This window comes from Nocardia sp. NPDC047038 (assembly GCF_040644075.1).
Classification (GTDB): domain Bacteria; phylum Actinomycetota; class Actinomycetes; order Mycobacteriales; family Mycobacteriaceae; genus Nocardia; species Nocardia sichangensis.
In genome coordinates this window covers 975,294-992,114 of record NZ_JBEYVQ010000001.1, presented here as the reverse complement: position 1 = coordinate 992,114, position 16,821 = coordinate 975,294, and the positions used below count along the sequence as shown (strand labels likewise).

The following is a 16,821-nucleotide window of genomic DNA, read 5'->3' as shown; positions in this document are numbered from 1 at the left end:
GCATCGTGCCGCGCGCAGCCCGGGTTCACGTGCGGCGCCGAGTCTCGTTGAGGGTGTCGGCCAGCGTGCGGTTCATCTCGGCGGCGGCAGCCAACTGCTGTTGCAGCAGTGCGACCTTGCGCCGCAGCGCGGTGGCGTCCATCCGCTCGAGACTGGGGCCTTCGGCCGCGCGCACCCAATTGCGCACCGAGTTCGTGTGCACACCGATCTGCTCGGCGACCACGCGGCATGCCTCCGATTCACTGCGCAGCTTGCCGGTCAGCGCGATGACCTGTTCGACCGCCGCTTGACGCACCTCCGGCGAGACGCGTCGGTAGGACCGGTGCGGCATCATGCGGCGCTCCCCGGTGAATCCGTTCCCCGCGAGATCGATTCGGTGAACTCGCTGAACCGCTGGTTGGTGTCGTGGATCCCGCTTTCCTTCTCCGACAGCGTGAATTCCATGTGGAAGGGGATACCGGGGCGGCGATCCTCACCGATTTTCAGCAGGAACTTACCGGTGCCGGGCGGGGAGGGCCGCTGCTGTCCCGGTTTGAGCGCCTCGCCGGTGAGCGCTTGCGGCGCGGACCATCCGGTCACCATCTCCTCCTCGGCCGAGGTGAACGGAACCGTGCTGTCGAGCCGTTTGATCTCCTCGGCCGGAAGCGCGCCGAAGATCTTGGCGCGCGCCCGCTCGAGGAAACCGAGCGCCTTCGCGATGGCGGCTTCCGATCCGAGCGCCTGCAGGTCCTTGATGGTGTGGCTGATCATGATCAGCGCGGTGGCGATGCCGCGCTGCAAGCGGGTGAGCTCGTCGACGCGGTCGACCATGAAGTCACCGAGGCCGAGCACCTGCCACAGCTCGTCCATCACCACTTGGAAATAGCGCTGCGGACCGAGTTTCGCGTCGGCGAGCACGTGCGCGGCCTCGACCGAGGCGAACCCATCGGCCCAGCAGGCCAGCATGACCGCGGCTTTGAGCTTCTTGTCGCCGGTCGGGATGTGTGAGACGTCCATGCAGACCGCGACCGCGCTGGTGTCGATCGGCACGGTGGTCTGGCCGTTGAAGACCGCGCCGAACGGTCCCTGGGTGAGCGCGCGTAGGGAGCGGCGCAGCCCCTTGATCGCCTCCTGGTACTCCGCGGTGTCGTCGGCGCCCGCGTCCAGCATCAATTCCTCGCCGCCGCCGACGATCACCTCGAGCAGGTTCTCCATGATCGGCGGCTGGTCCGGCGTGTACCCGCTGCCCGGCCGGTAGAGAATGCGCAGCGCGGTGGCGATCAGGGTCTCCTCGTAATCGCGGACACGGTCGCCGCGTACCAGTTCCACCAGGCCCGCGATCAACGTCACCTGCCTGGCCCGCAGGTCCTGCAACACCTGCAGCTGCAACGCCGGGAACTCTTCCAGTCGCGGGACGACCGCGCCGAGCACGCCCGCCGCGAGCGGGTTGAGCTTGCCGTGCCCGTAGCCCAGATCGATCACCTGGCCGCCGACGAGCTCGACCATCTTCCGGTAGTCCGGTTTGACGTCGGCGAGAATCAACGGCGTGATCCCTTGCGCGATGCCACCGAGCACGATGCGGCGGACCAGCGAGGACTTGCCGAAACCGTTGAGGCCGAGCACGAACAGGCTGGGCGCGGTGATGAAGCTGCCGCGCATGAACCAGTTCATCGGGTCGAAGCAGACCGGCGCGCCGGTGTGCAGATGCGAACCGAGGGGCGTGCCGATCAGCGGCGCGCCCGCGCCGACCGACCAGGGCCACAGACCGGCGACCTGGGCCGTGGTGGCACGGTACTCGACCGGGCGGCCGACCACGTTCATCCGGCCGCCGCCCGCGCCCGCGTAGCCGCGGTCGGTGAGTTGCGCTGTGCTGCGATCGAATCCGTCCTCGATCGTCTGCTCCGCGCGGGCCGCGTAGTTGCGGCGGCGGATGTCGTCGGTGCGAACCCGGAACTGCGCCCATGCCGCCCGCAAGCCATTGCCCTCCCTGGCGAGCATCTCCAGCTTGGCACGGGTGGCGTCGTCGAGCAGCGGTGGCCCGGATTGCTTGCGCCGATCGGCTTTCGCCTTCGCGCGACGGGCCGCCTTGTCCGTGTACGGGCTGCCCATCGCGCGGTCGGCGGTGTAGTCGACCTTCGCGGGCCGTGCCACGCGACCGTTCCTGGCGCCGCTGCGCTCCGGCCGCGCGGCGATGCGCTCGGTGACCGCGTCGCGGGACATGCGGGGGTTCCGTTCGGCCCGGGAGCGTTCGTTGTGCCCCCGGTCGGCGCGCACGCCGTCGGACCGGCCCGCGCCCGGTCGAGCGCGACGCTCGCCCGCTCGCCGGTCGGTCGTGTCCACGCCCAGCCGGTCCTCGCCGTTCACCCGCGCCGAGTCCCGTGTGGGGCGCCGCCGTTCCGGCCGCTGTCCCCACTCGTCCCGGCCGGATTGTTCGAGCCGCCTGCGGCGTGCGTCCTCGTCCCGTTCCCGCACGGGTGGCTCGTAGTCGCGTGCCATGAATCGCTCACCCCGCCAGTGCCTTCGGAATTGTCGCGTGTTCCGGCAGGATCACCCCGCAACCGAGCGAGGCCGCGAAGGCCGCCGCCTGGTAGCGGTAGCACCGCCGAATCTTCAAGCGCGCCTGGGTCGACAGGTCGCGCGTGATGGCTTCGATGCGCGGCAGGTCACCGCGCAAGGGCTCGGTGATGGTCACCAGCGCCCCGAAGCGGGTCACACCGTGACCCCTGGCCTGCTCCTCGCGGGCCTGCTGAGTCGCGCCCACCCGCAGCGTCGCCGCCGCGGACACGACTCCGCGTTCGCTCTGTTGGGCCACCAACGCGTTCTTGAAATCGTCGTCGACGATCTCGGCGGCGTCGGCGGCCGAGTGCGGACGGTACACGATCGCGATACGTTTGCGCGGCACTTCGGGATTCGGCGCGAGCAGCCGCTGCAGCACCCGCTCGTCGACCGCGCCCTCGGGGGCGGCATCCATTTCCCAGGTGACCGACCGGCCACCGTCGTGCACCAAGTAATCCCACTTCTCGTCGTGGGACACCGGGCCCGCGTCCGCCCAGTCCAGGCCGTGCCCTTCGGGTTCGCCCGCGGCCACCTCCAGGTCGGCCTGCGAGGCGGGATCGTAACTGCGGCGGATGAACGAGATCACCTCGTCCGCCGACATCGGCTGAGCGCGCACACCGGCTTCCGCCAGCGCGGCGCAGATGCCGGGCAGGCGCCGTCCGATTTCCACGGCTTCTTCGGCCGGGTTCTTGCGGCGCTCGGCGGTGGTGGCCTTGAACGTGATAGCCACCCGCGGCAGCAACTGCACGCGCTCCTGCGGCAGTTCGGTGGCCAACTCGTACATCACCTGCTGGGCCAGTTCGGGCGCCTCGGGCCTGGTGATCGTGGAAACCTCTGTGAGCAAACGGTTTCCGGTCTCCGGCACGGTGTCGATCACCGGCACCACGGCGACGATGTCGCTGGTCTGTCCGACCGAGGCCAGGAAGGTTCCCCACGCCGACACCCACCGGTCGATCACGGGCTGGTCCACGGCCTCATGACCTTGCGGCCACGCGCGCAGCACCACGGTGTACTGGGCGAACTGCGGCAAGTGGATCATGCCGAAGCTGTAGCCACCCGCGTCGATGCCCTCATACAACTTGGAGGGCGCGAGCAGGCCCGGCAAACGGGTGACGCCGCCGGGGATCCGGGAGAAGCGGCCACCGCGGTACACGTGCTCGCCACGACTGCGCGAGCGCATCCAGTTGAACATCATCAATCCCGTCTCGTAGCCCGAACGACCTCCGGTCCGCCACACCAGTGGGACCATCACGACGACACCGACGCCGCCGACGATCACACCCCACTGGAAGCCGCCGACCATCGCGGTGATCAGCGCCGTGATCACGACCGCGAAGCCGAGCACGGTTTCCTCCCAGCGCAAGCCGAAAAGACCTGCGCTGCGCGGCTTCTGCCAAAGCCCGTACGAGCGGCGCTCGTAGGTGTCGGTGATTGTCATCGCGGAATGGTGCTCCTCCCGAGGTCGGGTGAACGGTTCGTCCAGCGATCGCCCGCGACGTCACCCATGGCTTGGTCGGCCCGGCTCAGCCCACCGCTCGCGGCGCGCGCCGCGCCGATCCGGCCTGCCGTCCTGGCCGCTCCGGACGCTACCCCGGCCGCGCCCGCAGGTCCGGAGGCGCGCGGAGCCGCGCCGCCCTGGGGGCCGCCGCCCCCACGCGGCGGCGTCGGCCGAGGTGCGCCGCCGCCACCACGCGGACCGCCCGCGCCGCCCGGGCGCGGTCCGGTGCCGCTGCCGCTCACATAGCCTGCCCGGCCCGGCGCCGCAGTGCCCTTCACGCCGACCGCCTTGGTGCCCATGGCGCCGAGAGCAGCCACACCGACCAAGGTGCCGCCCGCCGCGGTGAAACCCGAACCGCCGCTGCCGACGATCGCGACGGCCGGAGTGACCAGTCGCATCAGCGCGGGCAACACGAATGCCACGCTGCACAACAGCACGATCGCCACCAGCATGCGCTGGGCCTGCTCACCGTCGGGCAAGCCGCTGGTCGGAGTGAGCGAGTCGACGTGGCCCGCCGTGGTGAACGCGATCATGTAGACGATCGCCGCCACCGGTTTCCACAGCATGAAGGCGATGATCCAGCCGATGAGCTTCTGATAGGACTGCTTGCCGATGTTCATGCCGGAGGCCGCCGCGGCCAGCGGGAGCACACCGGCCGCGATCACCAGCAGTCCCTGCCGGACGATGGCGAGCACGATCTGCGCGAGCGCGCCGAGCAGGCCCACGATCGCGATGATCAGCACCAACCCGGGCGAAAAGGCCTGCAGCTTACTGGTTTTCACCATCAGCTCGGCGAGGTCCTTGGCATTGCCGTTGGTCGAGTCGTCGATGATCCACTCCGCGAAGCGGTCCGACGCCTGCGTGCCCGCGACGATGACCGCGCCCAGCATCCAGGAGCTGAACACGACACGGGTGAACATCCGGAACGATTCGGCCGCCTCGTTCATCGCGGCCCCGCGTCTGGCTTCGGCCAATCGCGCCCCGGACAGGATCACCGAGGCTATCAGCAGCAGGATCTGCGCTTGATAGGTGTAGTCGTTGATCTTCGTGAACAACGAACCGGAATCGCTGACCGCCTCGTTGGGCACCTTCATCCAGAAGGTCAACGCCAGGATGATGGCCTCGCCGAGACCGTTCATCAGCGAATCGACCACCTTGCCGAAGGTGGAGTCCCAGGCCTTGTCCTTCACCGCCGTCGCAGCCTGGTTGGGATGCGAGGCGGCATTGCCCGCCTTGCACGCGGCGGACGCGGCGTCACCGAGGGTGAAGCCGGGCAGCCCGAGGCCGTCGAGGCTGTCGTGGATCTCGTTGCACGTATCGTCGAAGCCGTACGTCTGGCCGTAGGCCACGGTCGGAGTCGCGATCATCACAGTGAAGATGACCGCGAGGATTGTGACTAGCCGCCTCACCATTGTGTCCACCCATCGATCGAACCGATCGTTTCGAGCGGCTGCGCGTCGCCCGCGGACGACTTCAATCTCCAGCCACCGTCACGCCATACCACGTTGAGTCTCATGGCCACCCAACTTCGCCCGCCGTGCAGGAACTCACGGGTCTTGCGGGCGACACGAACAACAGCGAAATCGTCACCATAGCTTTCGATTCGAAATGCGTCGGACGCGTACAGCAGCGGTTTGACGCTCTCCGGCAAGACGTCGGGCACTTTGCCCTCGGCGATCTTGCGCTCTCGGTCGGCGAGTTCCTCGGGCGTGAGGATCACCAACCGCTGCCACAGCGTGTGGTCGGTGGGCCGCGCCACGGTCCGCCAGTAGATCTGCTCGGCGGCCAGGGCGGCGCCCTGCGGGGTCTTGGCAAACCCCGTCGGCACACCGTTGTCGACGCGCGCGGGTCCATCGGTCGTCGAGAACGGAACCACGGGGCCGCCGTACACCTGTTGCCAACCGCCCGGCTGGTTCGTCCCGCCCGGCGCGCCGGTCTGCCACTCCGGATCGGTCGGCGTCCGTGGCGCCCCCGACTGCGAGAGCGCCTGCCCGGCGGGGTCTTTCGGGATATCGAAACGATGGCCGAACGAGTCCGCACCCGTTCCAGCGAAGGACGACCCCGGACCGGGTGCGCCGGAAAGGTCGGCCGATGCCGTCGTCTGCGACACCCGGCCGGCTGCCGCGTCGTCGTCCCGGACCGCGAACACGGTGACGACCGCGGCCACCGCCACGGCCAGTACCGCTCCCGCGCCCAGCACAGCAGGCGGCATGCGATCGGAAGACCTCCTACGACTCACCATCGCGTCCACCCCTGCAACGACTCGACGTACTCGGTCTGGGCGTTGTTGGTGGTCGTGGGCTTCAGGCGCCAATCGCCCGCGTCCCACACCATGGCCAGACGCGTCGCCGCCCACAGTTGTTTGCCGTCGATCACCGGGCCCCTGGTGGCCAACCGGACGATGGCGAGATCGTCGGCGTAGTCATCCACTTTGAACGCGTCCGAGGCGACGAAGTAGCGGGTCACCTTTTCCGGCTGCTGTTTCGGCAGCCGGGAGTCGGCCAGCGCCTTGTCGTAGGCGGCGATCTGCTGGGCGGAGACCCGGACCTGGCGCACGTACAGGTCACGGTCGGCGGGCCGGGCGTTGAGCCGGTAGGTGATCTGCGCCGCGGCCAGCACCGCGCCCTGCGGGGTGTGCGAGTACCCGACGGCCAAGTCGTCCTCGATCCGGGTCGGCCCGTCGGAGGTGGAGAACGGGACGGACGCGCCGTACACCCGCTGCCAGCCGTGTGGTTCGGCGGTACCCTCCGGCGCGGCGGTCAGCCAGTCCGCGTCGCTGGGCTTGCGCTGCCGGGAGGGGTCCTGCGCGAGTGGTTGCCCGGCAGCGTTGTTCGGGATGTCGACCCGTCTGCCGAGGATGTCCAGCTCGGGGCTCGCGAAGCCGGTGCCGCCGGAGCCTTCGGCGACGGCGGGCGCGCCCGCGACCGGCTCGTCGTCACGGCTGACGAAAACGAAGATGCCGACCACCACGATGAGCGCCAGCACGGCGGCGGAGGCGACGATCCCGAAGGAGACACGGTCGCGCGCGTACGACTCCCTGTCGCTCACGTCGGTGCCTCCACTTTCACGATGTCGGTAGGTAATGCGTCGATCGAATCGATCGGTCGCACGGTCGAATCCGGATCCGGCAGCCGTAATCTCCAGTCGTCGCCGAACCACTCAACGGCCGTGTGGTGCACCGCCTTCGACCTGTCGGAGTACTCCGTATACACGTCCACGGTGGACCGCGACTCCGAGTAGCCGGTGATCTTGTAGCCGAGCAAACGGGGCGCGAACTCCGGGCCCGCCGGGCCGGTGATCGACAGCTGCACCCGGTTGATCGCCCATTCGTCCTTGGCCGGACCCGGAACGAGCTCCGCGGCAGCGACTTTCGCCCATTGAGTATCGGCCGCCACGGCCAGCCGCACGGAGTGGGTCAGCGCGGCGATGGCCGCGCCGCGCGGCGAGTGCTCGAAACCGGTCGCCGCGCCGTCGGCCGTCGACCGCGGTCCCTGGCCGGTGTGCGGCAGCGGCACCCCTTGGAACGGCTGCCACCGCACATCGGTGGGAGCGGCCGAGAGGTCCGGCCCCACCGAGTCCGCGCCACCGCCGCAGCCGACCGCCGCGAACAGCAGCGCGGCGCCGACGACTCCGGCCGCGGGGCGGCGGATGTCACGCCGCCACGCCGCGGTGTCCGCCGGCCGCAGTACTGTCGAATTCATTCCCGCGTCGTCCCCGTCCCGCTCCGGCGGCTCACGCGGGCAGGAACGCCAGGGCGATCCCCGACGCCGTGCTCGCCACCACAGCACCCAGCAGGCTCATCAGAACGCCGTGCGAGGCATCGTTCATGGCCAGGTCACTGCGAAAGACCAGCCACAGCTTCCCCGCGGAGACGATCATCCAGGCCAGGCACACCAGAAGGACGAACCACAGCAGCCAGTTCAGCAGCTGCATCAGCGGTGCGAGAACGTCGGCGGGCATCTGCTTGTAGGCCAGCGGCCCGGCCGCGAGCATGTGTACGGTACCCATCGCCGACATCAGGTCCCGATGACCGCGTTCATGATGGTGCCCGCGCTGGTGGCGACCACGCCGCCGATCATCGCGCCCGCCACCATCTTCGGCGACTCCAGACCACCACCGGTCCACTTCTCCCAGGCGAACTTGCCGCCCGCGTAGACGATGCCGCAGATCCCGGACAACAGGACGAACCACGTGAGATACCGCACCAGCTGCAGGATCTTCTCCGAACCGGGCGGCGCCTCGGGCGTCGGATTACCGACTTGCGCGAGTACGGTGCCGTACGTGTCCTGCACGGCGAGGAGGAGCGTGCTCATCGGGTGCCTTTCTCGAATAGTGGGTGGTGGTCGCCGATGCGATGCGGACGTTCACTCATCGGACGGCTTGCGAAGATCCGGAGACCCGCGGTCGTAGCCGGCCTCCTCCAGTGCCGTCCGAGCTGCCGCCACGATGTCGGCGCCGAGCTCCCGGACATCGAGCGGGACTTCCTCCAGCAGATCGAGCTTGCGTTTCCTCGGTGGCACCAGGTCACCGGGCGACCACACCGGCAGCTGCTCCGGTTCGACCAGCGTCCACTCCTCGTACCACGGCACCTGCCACACCTGTCCGGCCAGGGAGCCGACCACGTCTCGGTAGCGCCGGATCTCGGGAGCCATCCGTCCTGGCCTGGCGGCGACGGTGATCAGGCCGAGCACGTCGGAAGGACCGGCGAAACCCGAAAGATGTTGGCGCAGAAGGTCGTGCGCGCGAGACAGACCGGCGATGGTCTCCCTGGCGACGAGGACGACGAACGGGCTTTCGCGGTCGAAGACGCCGGGCCAGCGGCGGCCCGAATCCGCCGCGGGCGCAAGCACATGCGCGAGGGTACTGGCTCCCGCTCCGCCGTGCACACCCAGCAGCCAGACCAGCGGCGCACGGCCGACACCCGGTACGGGACGGTCCCAGACGGCGGCACGGCGGGACTCCGGCGGGGCGATCACACCGGCGGGCGCGGGATCGGGCTGACGCGGAAAAATCATGGCGGCGGTCATGATGCCACCCCGGCGAGCAGGCGCCCATACGCCCGGCGCGTCTCGTCCGCCAACGAGGAGTGCCGCACGAGTTCACCACGGGCCAGATGCGGATCGTAGGGAATCTCCCTGATATCGCGAACCCAGCCGGACAGGTGCTGGCGCAAATGATCCGCTACCCGGGAGTCGTCGCCGGGATACTGGTGCGAGATGACGATGGTGGTGTCGCCGACGATGCCGCCGCCGTGTCCTTCCTCGGCGTCACCGAACTGGTCGTCGAGCCATTCCAGGGCGACCCGCAGCCGGTTGGCCGCGTCGTTGCGCGCCGGAATGGCAAGTACCAGAGCGACTTCCGCGTCGTCGAGCAAGGGAAGCAGTTGCCGGGCGGCAATCGGATGCCCACCGTCGTAGACGCCGGTGTATCCGGCGTCGCGCACCGCGCGGGCGACCGTGAGATAGGTCGCACGCCTGCGCAGCGGCGCGGCATCGCGCCACAGCAGGCCGACGCCCGAGGTCGCCCGCGACAGGCACTCCTTCAACGGCGCGGGCTCGTCGTCACCGCGTCCGTACAACCAGGACTGCAAACTGATCGGGTGCAGATGCTCGTCCGCGCCACGCAGCGCGAGATCACTGCCCGCCGAAGTGGCGTCCACCGCGACTGTCGGCGTTCCACCCGTGCCCATCTCACCCGCCAAACCCAATGCCGTCGTCGTGGTACCCGCACCACCGCATCCACCGACCACCAGGATCGGCCGCTGCGCCGGACGATCCGCGTCGGAACCGTCACCCTTGCCGCGCCGCAGCCGCACTACCGGAGCCTTCGAACGCACCGGCCGGCTCGACGATGCGCCCTCCCCGGGCGCATCGTCGAGCCAGCGGCTCCAGTCCTCTCCCATCGCCTCTGCTCTCCTTTATCCGGCCGTGATACCCGTGATCAGGGTGCGGCCGTCGATCACCGCGGTGGTGACCGTCTGCCTGTTGTACGTGGCGGGCGCGCCGCCGGGCCGGTACTCGGTGACCTCCACCGAATACCGGTTGTCCGCGACCGTCACGATCCGCACGCAGTGCGTCGTGCCGATCGGGACGGAGTCGATGCCCCGCTGGATGACCCAGGCGGGCTGGACGTCGGCGTCCGGAGCGACGGCCGCGCGGGCGCGGTCCCCCGAACGTTCGACGTAGTACGCGTACTGGAACGACAGCACCGCGTCGGGCCCGGAGCCCGTGCCGCCCGGCTCCGCGCTGCGCACGATCGCGTCACTGCGCTCGGTCGGGCAGGCGCCCGCGCTCACGGCGCGCGGGTCACCGCCCGCGTGCACACCGCCGACGGTGAGCTGCACCGACGCGGACCCATGTGAGTCCTTGGGCAGCGCGGCGCGACCGGCGGCGGAGCGCAGCAGCAGCAGCACGCACACCGCGGCGACGGCGATGATCAGCACCGCCGCGATCCCGATGAGCAGCAGCCGGGCTCGGCGCACCGCCGGATGGTCGCGGGCGGCTTGGCGCAGCGCACGCGACGCCGCAGGGCGCGGCCGCTCGACCGGCTCGGGTATGTCGTCGTCGGCCCACGGCAACTTGACCGGATCGGCCTGCCGCGGCGCGACGTAGTCGTCGTCGGGGCCGGGCGCCCGGCCGGTCACCACCCAATCCGACCAACCGCCGGTGAATTCGCTGCGCTGCGCGGGCAGATCCGACGGGACCTCCTCGGGCTTGCGCTGCCACGGCTCGGTGTCGTCGCGGATGTAGTCCGGATAGCGCGAAGGCGCGTCGTCGTCTGCCGGGGCGATGGTGTCCGCCTCATCCGGCTTGCCCGCCTCTGGCGTTCCGACCGCCGGCTCGAGAGCGCCGTACCAGCGGGAAAGCTGTTTGTACGACTTCAACATTCCCCCATTCCCGCAGAGCAGGGCACGCAGTATCGCATCGTCGGACCCTCTCGGCGATCAGTTCGTGGAGAACGGGTAGGTGTTGGGTGTGCCGGTTCGGTCGGTGGGCGGAATCGACGTCACGCCGCTGGATGAGGCGCCGTCGGCTCCTGTCCCGAACGGAAATTGTCCCGTACCGGACGAACTCGGCGTGGGAGACGCGCCGGAGCCGTCCCCGAAGAATCCGGTCGGCTGCTTCTCCAGCACGGCCCTCGGCTCGGCCTTGCTGCCGAAGGCGTCGGCGATGTCGCGAGCGATCGCCGCGAACCAGTCGGCCACGAACTGGGTGGGAGCGTCACCGTTCGCCGAGACGGTCGCGCTGGTGTAAGCGGTGTGACGCTGCACGGTGTCCCAGTAGCGCACCCACGTGGTCGTGTTCAGCAGCTCACTGTTGTCGGTGATGTTCTGCACCACCGCGTCGAACGCCTGGGTGACCAGACGGACGCCGGTGGTCGGCGGGATCAGCTGCGGAATAGCGCCGAGCAGCTTGACGCCGAGCGACAGCAACGCGGCGGGCGGATTCGCCAGTCCCGCGGTGGCGAGCTCGGCGATGTTCGCCGGGGCGATCACCGTCCGGACCACCGCGATCACGGAGTTCAAACCGATCATGCCGACTTTCAGCAGCGCCTGCAGCGCGGCGGGCAGATTCAGCGGAGTTCGTGGATCCGAGGCGTCGGCGAGGCGCTGCGAGATCGACTTCTGCGGCGAGATCGACAGGGTGGCCAGCGAATTGCCCTGGATGTCGCCGTTGACCACTTCGGTCGCGGTCTTGATGGAGGTGAACGCCAGTGCCTGCGCGATCGATACCAGTGAGGCGATCGGGTCGCCGCCGCTGAGCTTGGACTGGCCCGCCACGTTGGCGACCGCCTTCAGGATGGGCGCGCCGTCCGGGGCGTCGCAGGCGAGATCTCCCGCCGCGCAGAAACTCGCCACCCGGCCGGTGAGCGCCCCGAAATTCGCGGCCTTGTCTCGTTCCGGGCCGATGCCGCCGCCGGTGGCGGGCGCCTGCGGCAGTGCGGCGATGGACACCAGCCGGTCCCCCGAGGTTCCCGGCGCGGGGTCCGGCGTCGCCTTGCCGGGCGCGCCGGGAAAAAGCGGCGCACCGGGATTGCGGGTCGGGTCGCCGAACAACGCGACCGCGGCGACCTTTTCGGCGGGCAGCGCACCGTGCCCCTGGCCGACCTCCTGGGCGAACATCGAGGCGACGTGCGCGCCCTGCGAATAACCGACGACCGCGAACCGGCTGTTCGGGCAAGTCTCGGCAACGGTCCCGGCCATGCTCCGCAGACGGGCCAGGCCGCCGGCCACGGATTCCGAATACGGCACCGCACCACCGGCTGTCGCACCGCCGAAGCCGGATTCGTATGGCACGTAAGCCCGATCGACGAGTCCGGTGTCCGGAGCTTTCGCCATCATCGGGCGGAACACGGTGGAAAGCATTCCGGTGTCGGTGGTGGGCGCGGCATCCGGCGACGATTCACCGGTGCCTTGAATGCCCAAGGCGTACAACGCGGGACAGGTCGTGAGACGGATCTTCGTGGACGGGCCAACAGGATTCGACGGCTCCGCCGCGGCGACACCGGCGGTCGCCACAGCCACGGCGAGTGCTACCAGCATCCCCGAGAGTCTTGCCGAGTATCCAGTCATAGCGATCCGCAATCAAGTCGTCAGCCGCAGCTACCTCAACGCCATGAAACGCAATAGACCGTAACAGATTACGGCTATTACTGCCGCATCGACGGAAAACTTCCACGACACACCGAGATGAACGCGACACGCAGTGGCGCGTTCCGGGGAAGGGTCCGACAAGTTTCCGGCATCGCGCCCCGAATGGCAACCCCTGGAGCCGAGTTGGCGGCAAGCGGAAACCCTTGCGATAAGAGCTAATTGACAGCTACTCGAAGGGTTCGCGCGCGTCAGGCCGCGGAGGTGACGCGGTAGACGTCGTAGACGCCCTCCACGTTGCGCACCACGTTCAGCAAGTGCCCCAAGTGTTTCGGATCGCCCATCTCGAAGGTGAACTTGCTGATCGCCACCCGGTCGCCGTGCGTGGCCACCGAGGCGGACAGGATGTTGACCTTCTCATCGGCCAGCACCTTGGTCACGTCGGACAGCAGCCGCGTGCGGTCGAGCGCCTCGATCTGGATGGCGACCAGGAACACCGAGGACGGCGACGGGGCCCAGGACACCTCGATGATCCGTTCGGCCTGCTCACGCAGGGAGCCGGCGTTGGTGCAGTCGGTACGGTGCACGCTCACCGCGCCACCGCGGGTCACGAAGCCCATGATCTCGTCGCCGGGCACCGGAGTGCAGCACTTCGCCAGCTTGGCGACCGTGCCGGGAGCGCCGGGGATCAGCACGCCCGCGTCGCCGGTGACCCGCTGCCTGCTCGGTGTCGTCGACGGGGTGGAGCGTTCGGCCAGCTCGTTCTCCACGTCGCCGATGCCGCCGAGCTGCGCCATCAGCCGCTGCACCACATGGTGCGCGGAGACCTGGTGCTCGCCGACGGCGGTATAGAGCGTGGAGATGTCGGTGTAGTGCAGTTCGTGGGCGACGGCGGTCATCGCGTCGACGCTCATCAACCGCTGCAGCGGCAGCCCGACGCGACGGACTTCCTTGGAGATCTGCTCCTTGCCGCTCTCCAGCGCCTCCTCGCGACGCTCCTTGGCGAACCATTGGCGAATCTTGGCCTTGGCGCGCGGCGACACCACGAAGTTCTGCCAGTCGCGGCTGGGTCCCGCGTTCTGCGCCTTCGAGGTGAACACCTCGACGACCTCGCCGTTCTCCAGCTGACGCTCCAGCGCGACCAGGCGCCCGTTCACCCTGGCGCCGATGCAGCGGTGCCCCACCTCGGTGTGCACGGCGTAGGCGAAGTCCACCGGCGTCGACTTCTGCGGCAGCGTGATCACGTCACCCTTCGGCGTGAACACGAATATTTCCGGCGATTTCAGGTCGAAGCGCAGCGACTCCAGGAACTCGGCGGGGTCGGCGGCCTCACGCTGCCAGTCCAACAGCTGGCGCATCCACGCCATGTCGTCGACCTCGGCGGTGTCGTTGGAGTGTTTGCCCCTGGTCTCCTTGTAGCGCCAGTGCGCGGCGATGCCGAACTCCGCGGTGCGGTGCATGTCCTGGGTGCGGATCTGCACCTCCAGCGGCTTGCCGTCCGGCCCGACCACGGTGGTGTGCAGCGACTGGTAGACGCCGTAGCGCGGCTGGGCGATGTAGTCCTTGAACCGTCCCGCCATGGGTTGCCACAGCGAGTGCACCACGCCGACGGCCGCGTAGCAGTCGCGCACCTCGTCGCACAGGATGCGGATGCCGACCAGGTCGTGGATGTCGTCGAAGTCCTTACCCTTGACGATCATCTTCTGGTAGATCGACCAGTAGTGCTTCGGGCGGCCCTCGACGATCGCGTTGATCCGGGACGCGGCCAGCGTGTTGACGATCTCGGCCCGCACCTTCGCCAGGTAGGTGTCGCGCGAGGGCGCGCGGTCGGCGACCAGCCGGACGATCTCGTCGTATTTCTTCGGGTGCAGGATCGCGAAGGCGAGGTCCTCCAGCTCCCACTTCACCGTCGCCATGCCGAGGCGATGGGCGAGCGGTGCGATGACTTCCAGCGTTTCCTTGGCCTTCTTGGCCTGCTTCTCCGGCGGCAGGAAACGCATGGTGCGCATGTTGTGCAGCCGGTCGGCCACCTTGATCACCAGCACACGCGGGTCGCGGGCCATCGCGATGATCATCTTGCGGATCGTCTCGGCCTCGGCGGCCGCGCCAAGGTTGACCTTGTCCAGCTTGGTGACGCCGTCGACGAGGTGCGCGACCTCGGAGCCGAAGTCCTGGGTGAGTTGTTCGAGGCTGTAGCCGGTGTCTTCGACCGTGTCGTGCAGCAGCGCGGCCACCAGCGTGGTGGTGTCCATGCCGAGTTCGGCGAGAATGTTCGCCACGGCGAGCGGATGGGTGATGTAGGGGTCACCCGATTTGCGGAACTGATGCTTGTGCCGCTCGTCGGCCACATCGAACGCGCGTTGCAGCAGCGTCAGGTTCGCCTTCGGGTACAGCTCGCGGTGCACGGTGGCCAGCGGCTCCAGCACCGGCTTGACCGCCGCGATACCGCGCTGCCCGGTCATGCGGCGGGCCAGGCGGGCTCGCACCCGGCGCGAAGCCGAGGTCGGAACGGCGGAAGAGGTGCCGGGCTGACGCGGCGGGGTCGCGTTCGCCGACGCCGGCGATTTCGGGGTCTGCGCGGCGTCGGTGGCGCCCGCACCGTTCGACCGCGGGCCCGACGTCGATTGCTCGACCTTCGCCTCGCCCAGATGCTGAGTCATGCCACCACCTCTCCGCGCCTCGATCGGACCACCCTATCCGACCGGTGCAACCTCCCGGACCACCAACTTTAGTCCGGGCGGAGCACCCACGTCCGCTCTGCTGAGGAAGGATGCGCGCCGGAGTGCCGGGACGACGAACCAGCGCGGGCGCGCAGGGGTCCCGGCCACCCTCTTCCACCGTCGTATTTCGGACACATACGGAGCGCGGCGCTCGGTAGCCTCCCTGCGCACGCGACGCTCTCCGCAGCGAGATTCATTCACTTGACCAGCGCTTTTACCCGATGAGGCGTGATACCCGAACCGGTGGGGCGAGAACTACGAGCCGAGGCGAGACAGGCGCGGTCAGCGAATGGCGGCGGGCTGGGATCCGGCGAACGGCGTCCGGTCGGCGCCGGGCTCGGAACGAAGCGAGCGACCGTCGAGATCGGCGGCGGGAGCGACGTCGAGCAGGTCGAGCACGGTCGGGGTGATGTCGACCAGGGTGGCTCGGGTACTGGTGGCGCCGGGCCGGAAGTCCGGGCCGCGAGCGATGACGAAGTTGGTCGTCTCGTCCGGCGACTGGCCGCCGTGCCCGCCTTCGGGAATGTGGCCGTGGTCGGCGGTGACCAGGACGGTCCACCGCTCGGCGGGGTGGGCGGCGGCGCGGGCGTCCACCGCGGCGACGATGCGTCCGACCAGGACATCGATGCGCCGCACCGCGTCGAGGTAGGCGCGCGAGGCGCCACCCGCGCCGTGACCGGCGTGGTCCACCTGGTCCAAGTGGGTGAACAGCAGGTCGGGCGCGAACCTGCCGATCGCGGACGCCACGGCGTCGGCGGTGGCGGCGTCGGTGCGCGACTCGTCCGGATCGTCCGGCACGGGCGCGGTGGAGACGACGACGTCGGCGCGCGGGCTGCCGCTGCCGGTCATCGTGGCGATCTGGTCCCAGGTGGCGATGGACTGGGTCTTCGACGCGGGCCGAGCGCGTTCGAGTTGGGTGAACACCGTGGGGTACCGCGCGAACGGCGCGGCGGTGAACTGGTTGTCCGTGATGCCGTGCTTGCGATCCCACACGCCGGTCAGCACGGTGGCCCAGGACGGACCGGAGATGGTGATGTGCGGGGCGATGGACGAACGGCTGAGCAAGCCCTCGCCGCTCAGCCGCAGCAGATTAGGCGCCTGCGCCTGCTCGACCTTGCCGTACATCAAGCCGTCCAACCCGATCACGACCACTTTGGCCGCGGGCGCCTCGCCCTGCGCGACTCCGGCCGCGGCGGGCAGTGGGAGGAACACAGCCGCCGCGGTGGCAACGACTTTCGACAGCAGTTGCGCTCCGCTCATATCGCGACCATGCGGGAGCGACCGGCGCGCGCGATAGTCCGACGCGGCAGTGTTCATGGACGTTTCATCGGACGCCACACTGCCCGTAGTCTCACTGAACAGCCCTTGAACAAGGAATAGCCAACAGCTATATACCGATCTCACGGTGGGTCGCTGTCGGGTGAACGCGGAGTTTCCTGCTTCGCCCCGGTCGGCCGTCGCGGACGCGCTTCGCGCCG

The 16,821-nt window shown here is 69.1% G+C and carries 15 protein-coding genes; all 15 read right to left on the bottom strand.

The window, feature by feature from the left end:
- Positions 1-25: 25 nt before the first annotated feature.
- Positions 26-334: a transposase gene (locus ABZ824_RS04850; protein ID WP_067802237.1), complete on the bottom strand. Its 309-nt coding sequence runs from the start codon at positions 332-334 to the stop codon at positions 26-28.
- Entirely contained in the window at positions 331-2,475 is a 2,145-nt protein-coding gene (locus ABZ824_RS04845) for a hypothetical protein (protein WP_356961665.1), read from the bottom strand. The genes ABZ824_RS04850 and ABZ824_RS04845 overlap by 4 nt, the downstream gene beginning before the upstream one ends.
- A 7-nt stretch (positions 2,476-2,482) precedes the next feature.
- Positions 2,483-3,973: an SCO6880 family protein gene (locus tag ABZ824_RS04840; protein WP_355070521.1), complete on the bottom strand. Its 1,491-nt coding sequence runs from the start codon at positions 3,971-3,973 to the stop codon at positions 2,483-2,485.
- Positions 3,970-5,400 (bottom strand): hypothetical protein, encoded by a 1,431-nt coding sequence (locus tag ABZ824_RS04835; RefSeq protein WP_355070519.1) that lies wholly within the window; start codon positions 5,398-5,400, stop codon positions 3,970-3,972. Before ABZ824_RS04835 ends, ABZ824_RS04840 begins: the two co-directional genes overlap by 4 nt.
- Before the next feature lie 38 nt (positions 5,401-5,438).
- Complete coding sequence (locus tag ABZ824_RS04830; protein WP_356961664.1) at positions 5,439-6,245, bottom strand: hypothetical protein; 807 nt, start codon at positions 6,243-6,245, stop codon at positions 5,439-5,441.
- A gap of 23 nt (positions 6,246-6,268) precedes the next feature.
- Positions 6,269-7,081 (bottom strand): hypothetical protein, encoded by an 813-nt coding sequence (locus ABZ824_RS04825; protein ID WP_355070515.1) that lies wholly within the window; start codon positions 7,079-7,081, stop codon positions 6,269-6,271.
- Positions 7,078-7,734, bottom strand: coding sequence for a hypothetical protein (locus tag ABZ824_RS04820; protein ID WP_355070513.1), 657 nt, complete (start codon positions 7,732-7,734; stop codon positions 7,078-7,080). Before ABZ824_RS04820 ends, ABZ824_RS04825 begins: the two co-directional genes overlap by 4 nt.
- A gap of 31 nt (positions 7,735-7,765) precedes the next feature.
- Entirely contained in the window at positions 7,766-8,050 is a 285-nt protein-coding gene (locus ABZ824_RS04815) for a hypothetical protein (RefSeq protein WP_356961662.1), read from the bottom strand.
- Complete coding sequence (locus ABZ824_RS04810) at positions 8,050-8,346, bottom strand: hypothetical protein (protein ID WP_039799032.1); 297 nt, start codon at positions 8,344-8,346, stop codon at positions 8,050-8,052. Before ABZ824_RS04810 ends, ABZ824_RS04815 begins: the two co-directional genes overlap by 1 nt.
- Positions 8,347-8,397: 51 nt before the next feature.
- The gene (locus ABZ824_RS04805) at positions 8,398-9,060 is read right to left on the bottom strand and encodes a DUF6668 family protein (protein WP_356961661.1); all 663 of its coding nucleotides are present in this window, start codon (positions 9,058-9,060) and stop codon (positions 8,398-8,400) included.
- Entirely contained in the window at positions 9,057-9,935 is an 879-nt protein-coding gene (locus ABZ824_RS04800) for a hypothetical protein (protein WP_356961659.1), read from the bottom strand. Before ABZ824_RS04800 ends, ABZ824_RS04805 begins: the two co-directional genes overlap by 4 nt.
- Positions 9,936-9,950: 15 nt before the next feature.
- Complete coding sequence (locus tag ABZ824_RS04795) at positions 9,951-10,919, bottom strand: hypothetical protein (protein ID WP_356961657.1); 969 nt, start codon at positions 10,917-10,919, stop codon at positions 9,951-9,953.
- Positions 10,920-10,976: 57 nt separating this feature from the next.
- Positions 10,977-12,575, bottom strand: coding sequence for a cutinase family protein (locus ABZ824_RS04790; protein WP_356961655.1), 1,599 nt, complete (start codon positions 12,573-12,575; stop codon positions 10,977-10,979).
- Between the two features lie 299 nt (positions 12,576-12,874).
- Entirely contained in the window at positions 12,875-15,283 is a 2,409-nt protein-coding gene (locus ABZ824_RS04785) for a RelA/SpoT family protein (protein ID WP_356961653.1), read from the bottom strand.
- A 342-nt stretch (positions 15,284-15,625) separates the two neighbouring features.
- The gene (locus ABZ824_RS04780) at positions 15,626-16,603 is read right to left on the bottom strand and encodes an alkaline phosphatase family protein (protein ID WP_356961651.1); all 978 of its coding nucleotides are present in this window, start codon (positions 16,601-16,603) and stop codon (positions 15,626-15,628) included.
- Positions 16,604-16,821 lie beyond the last annotated feature (218 nt).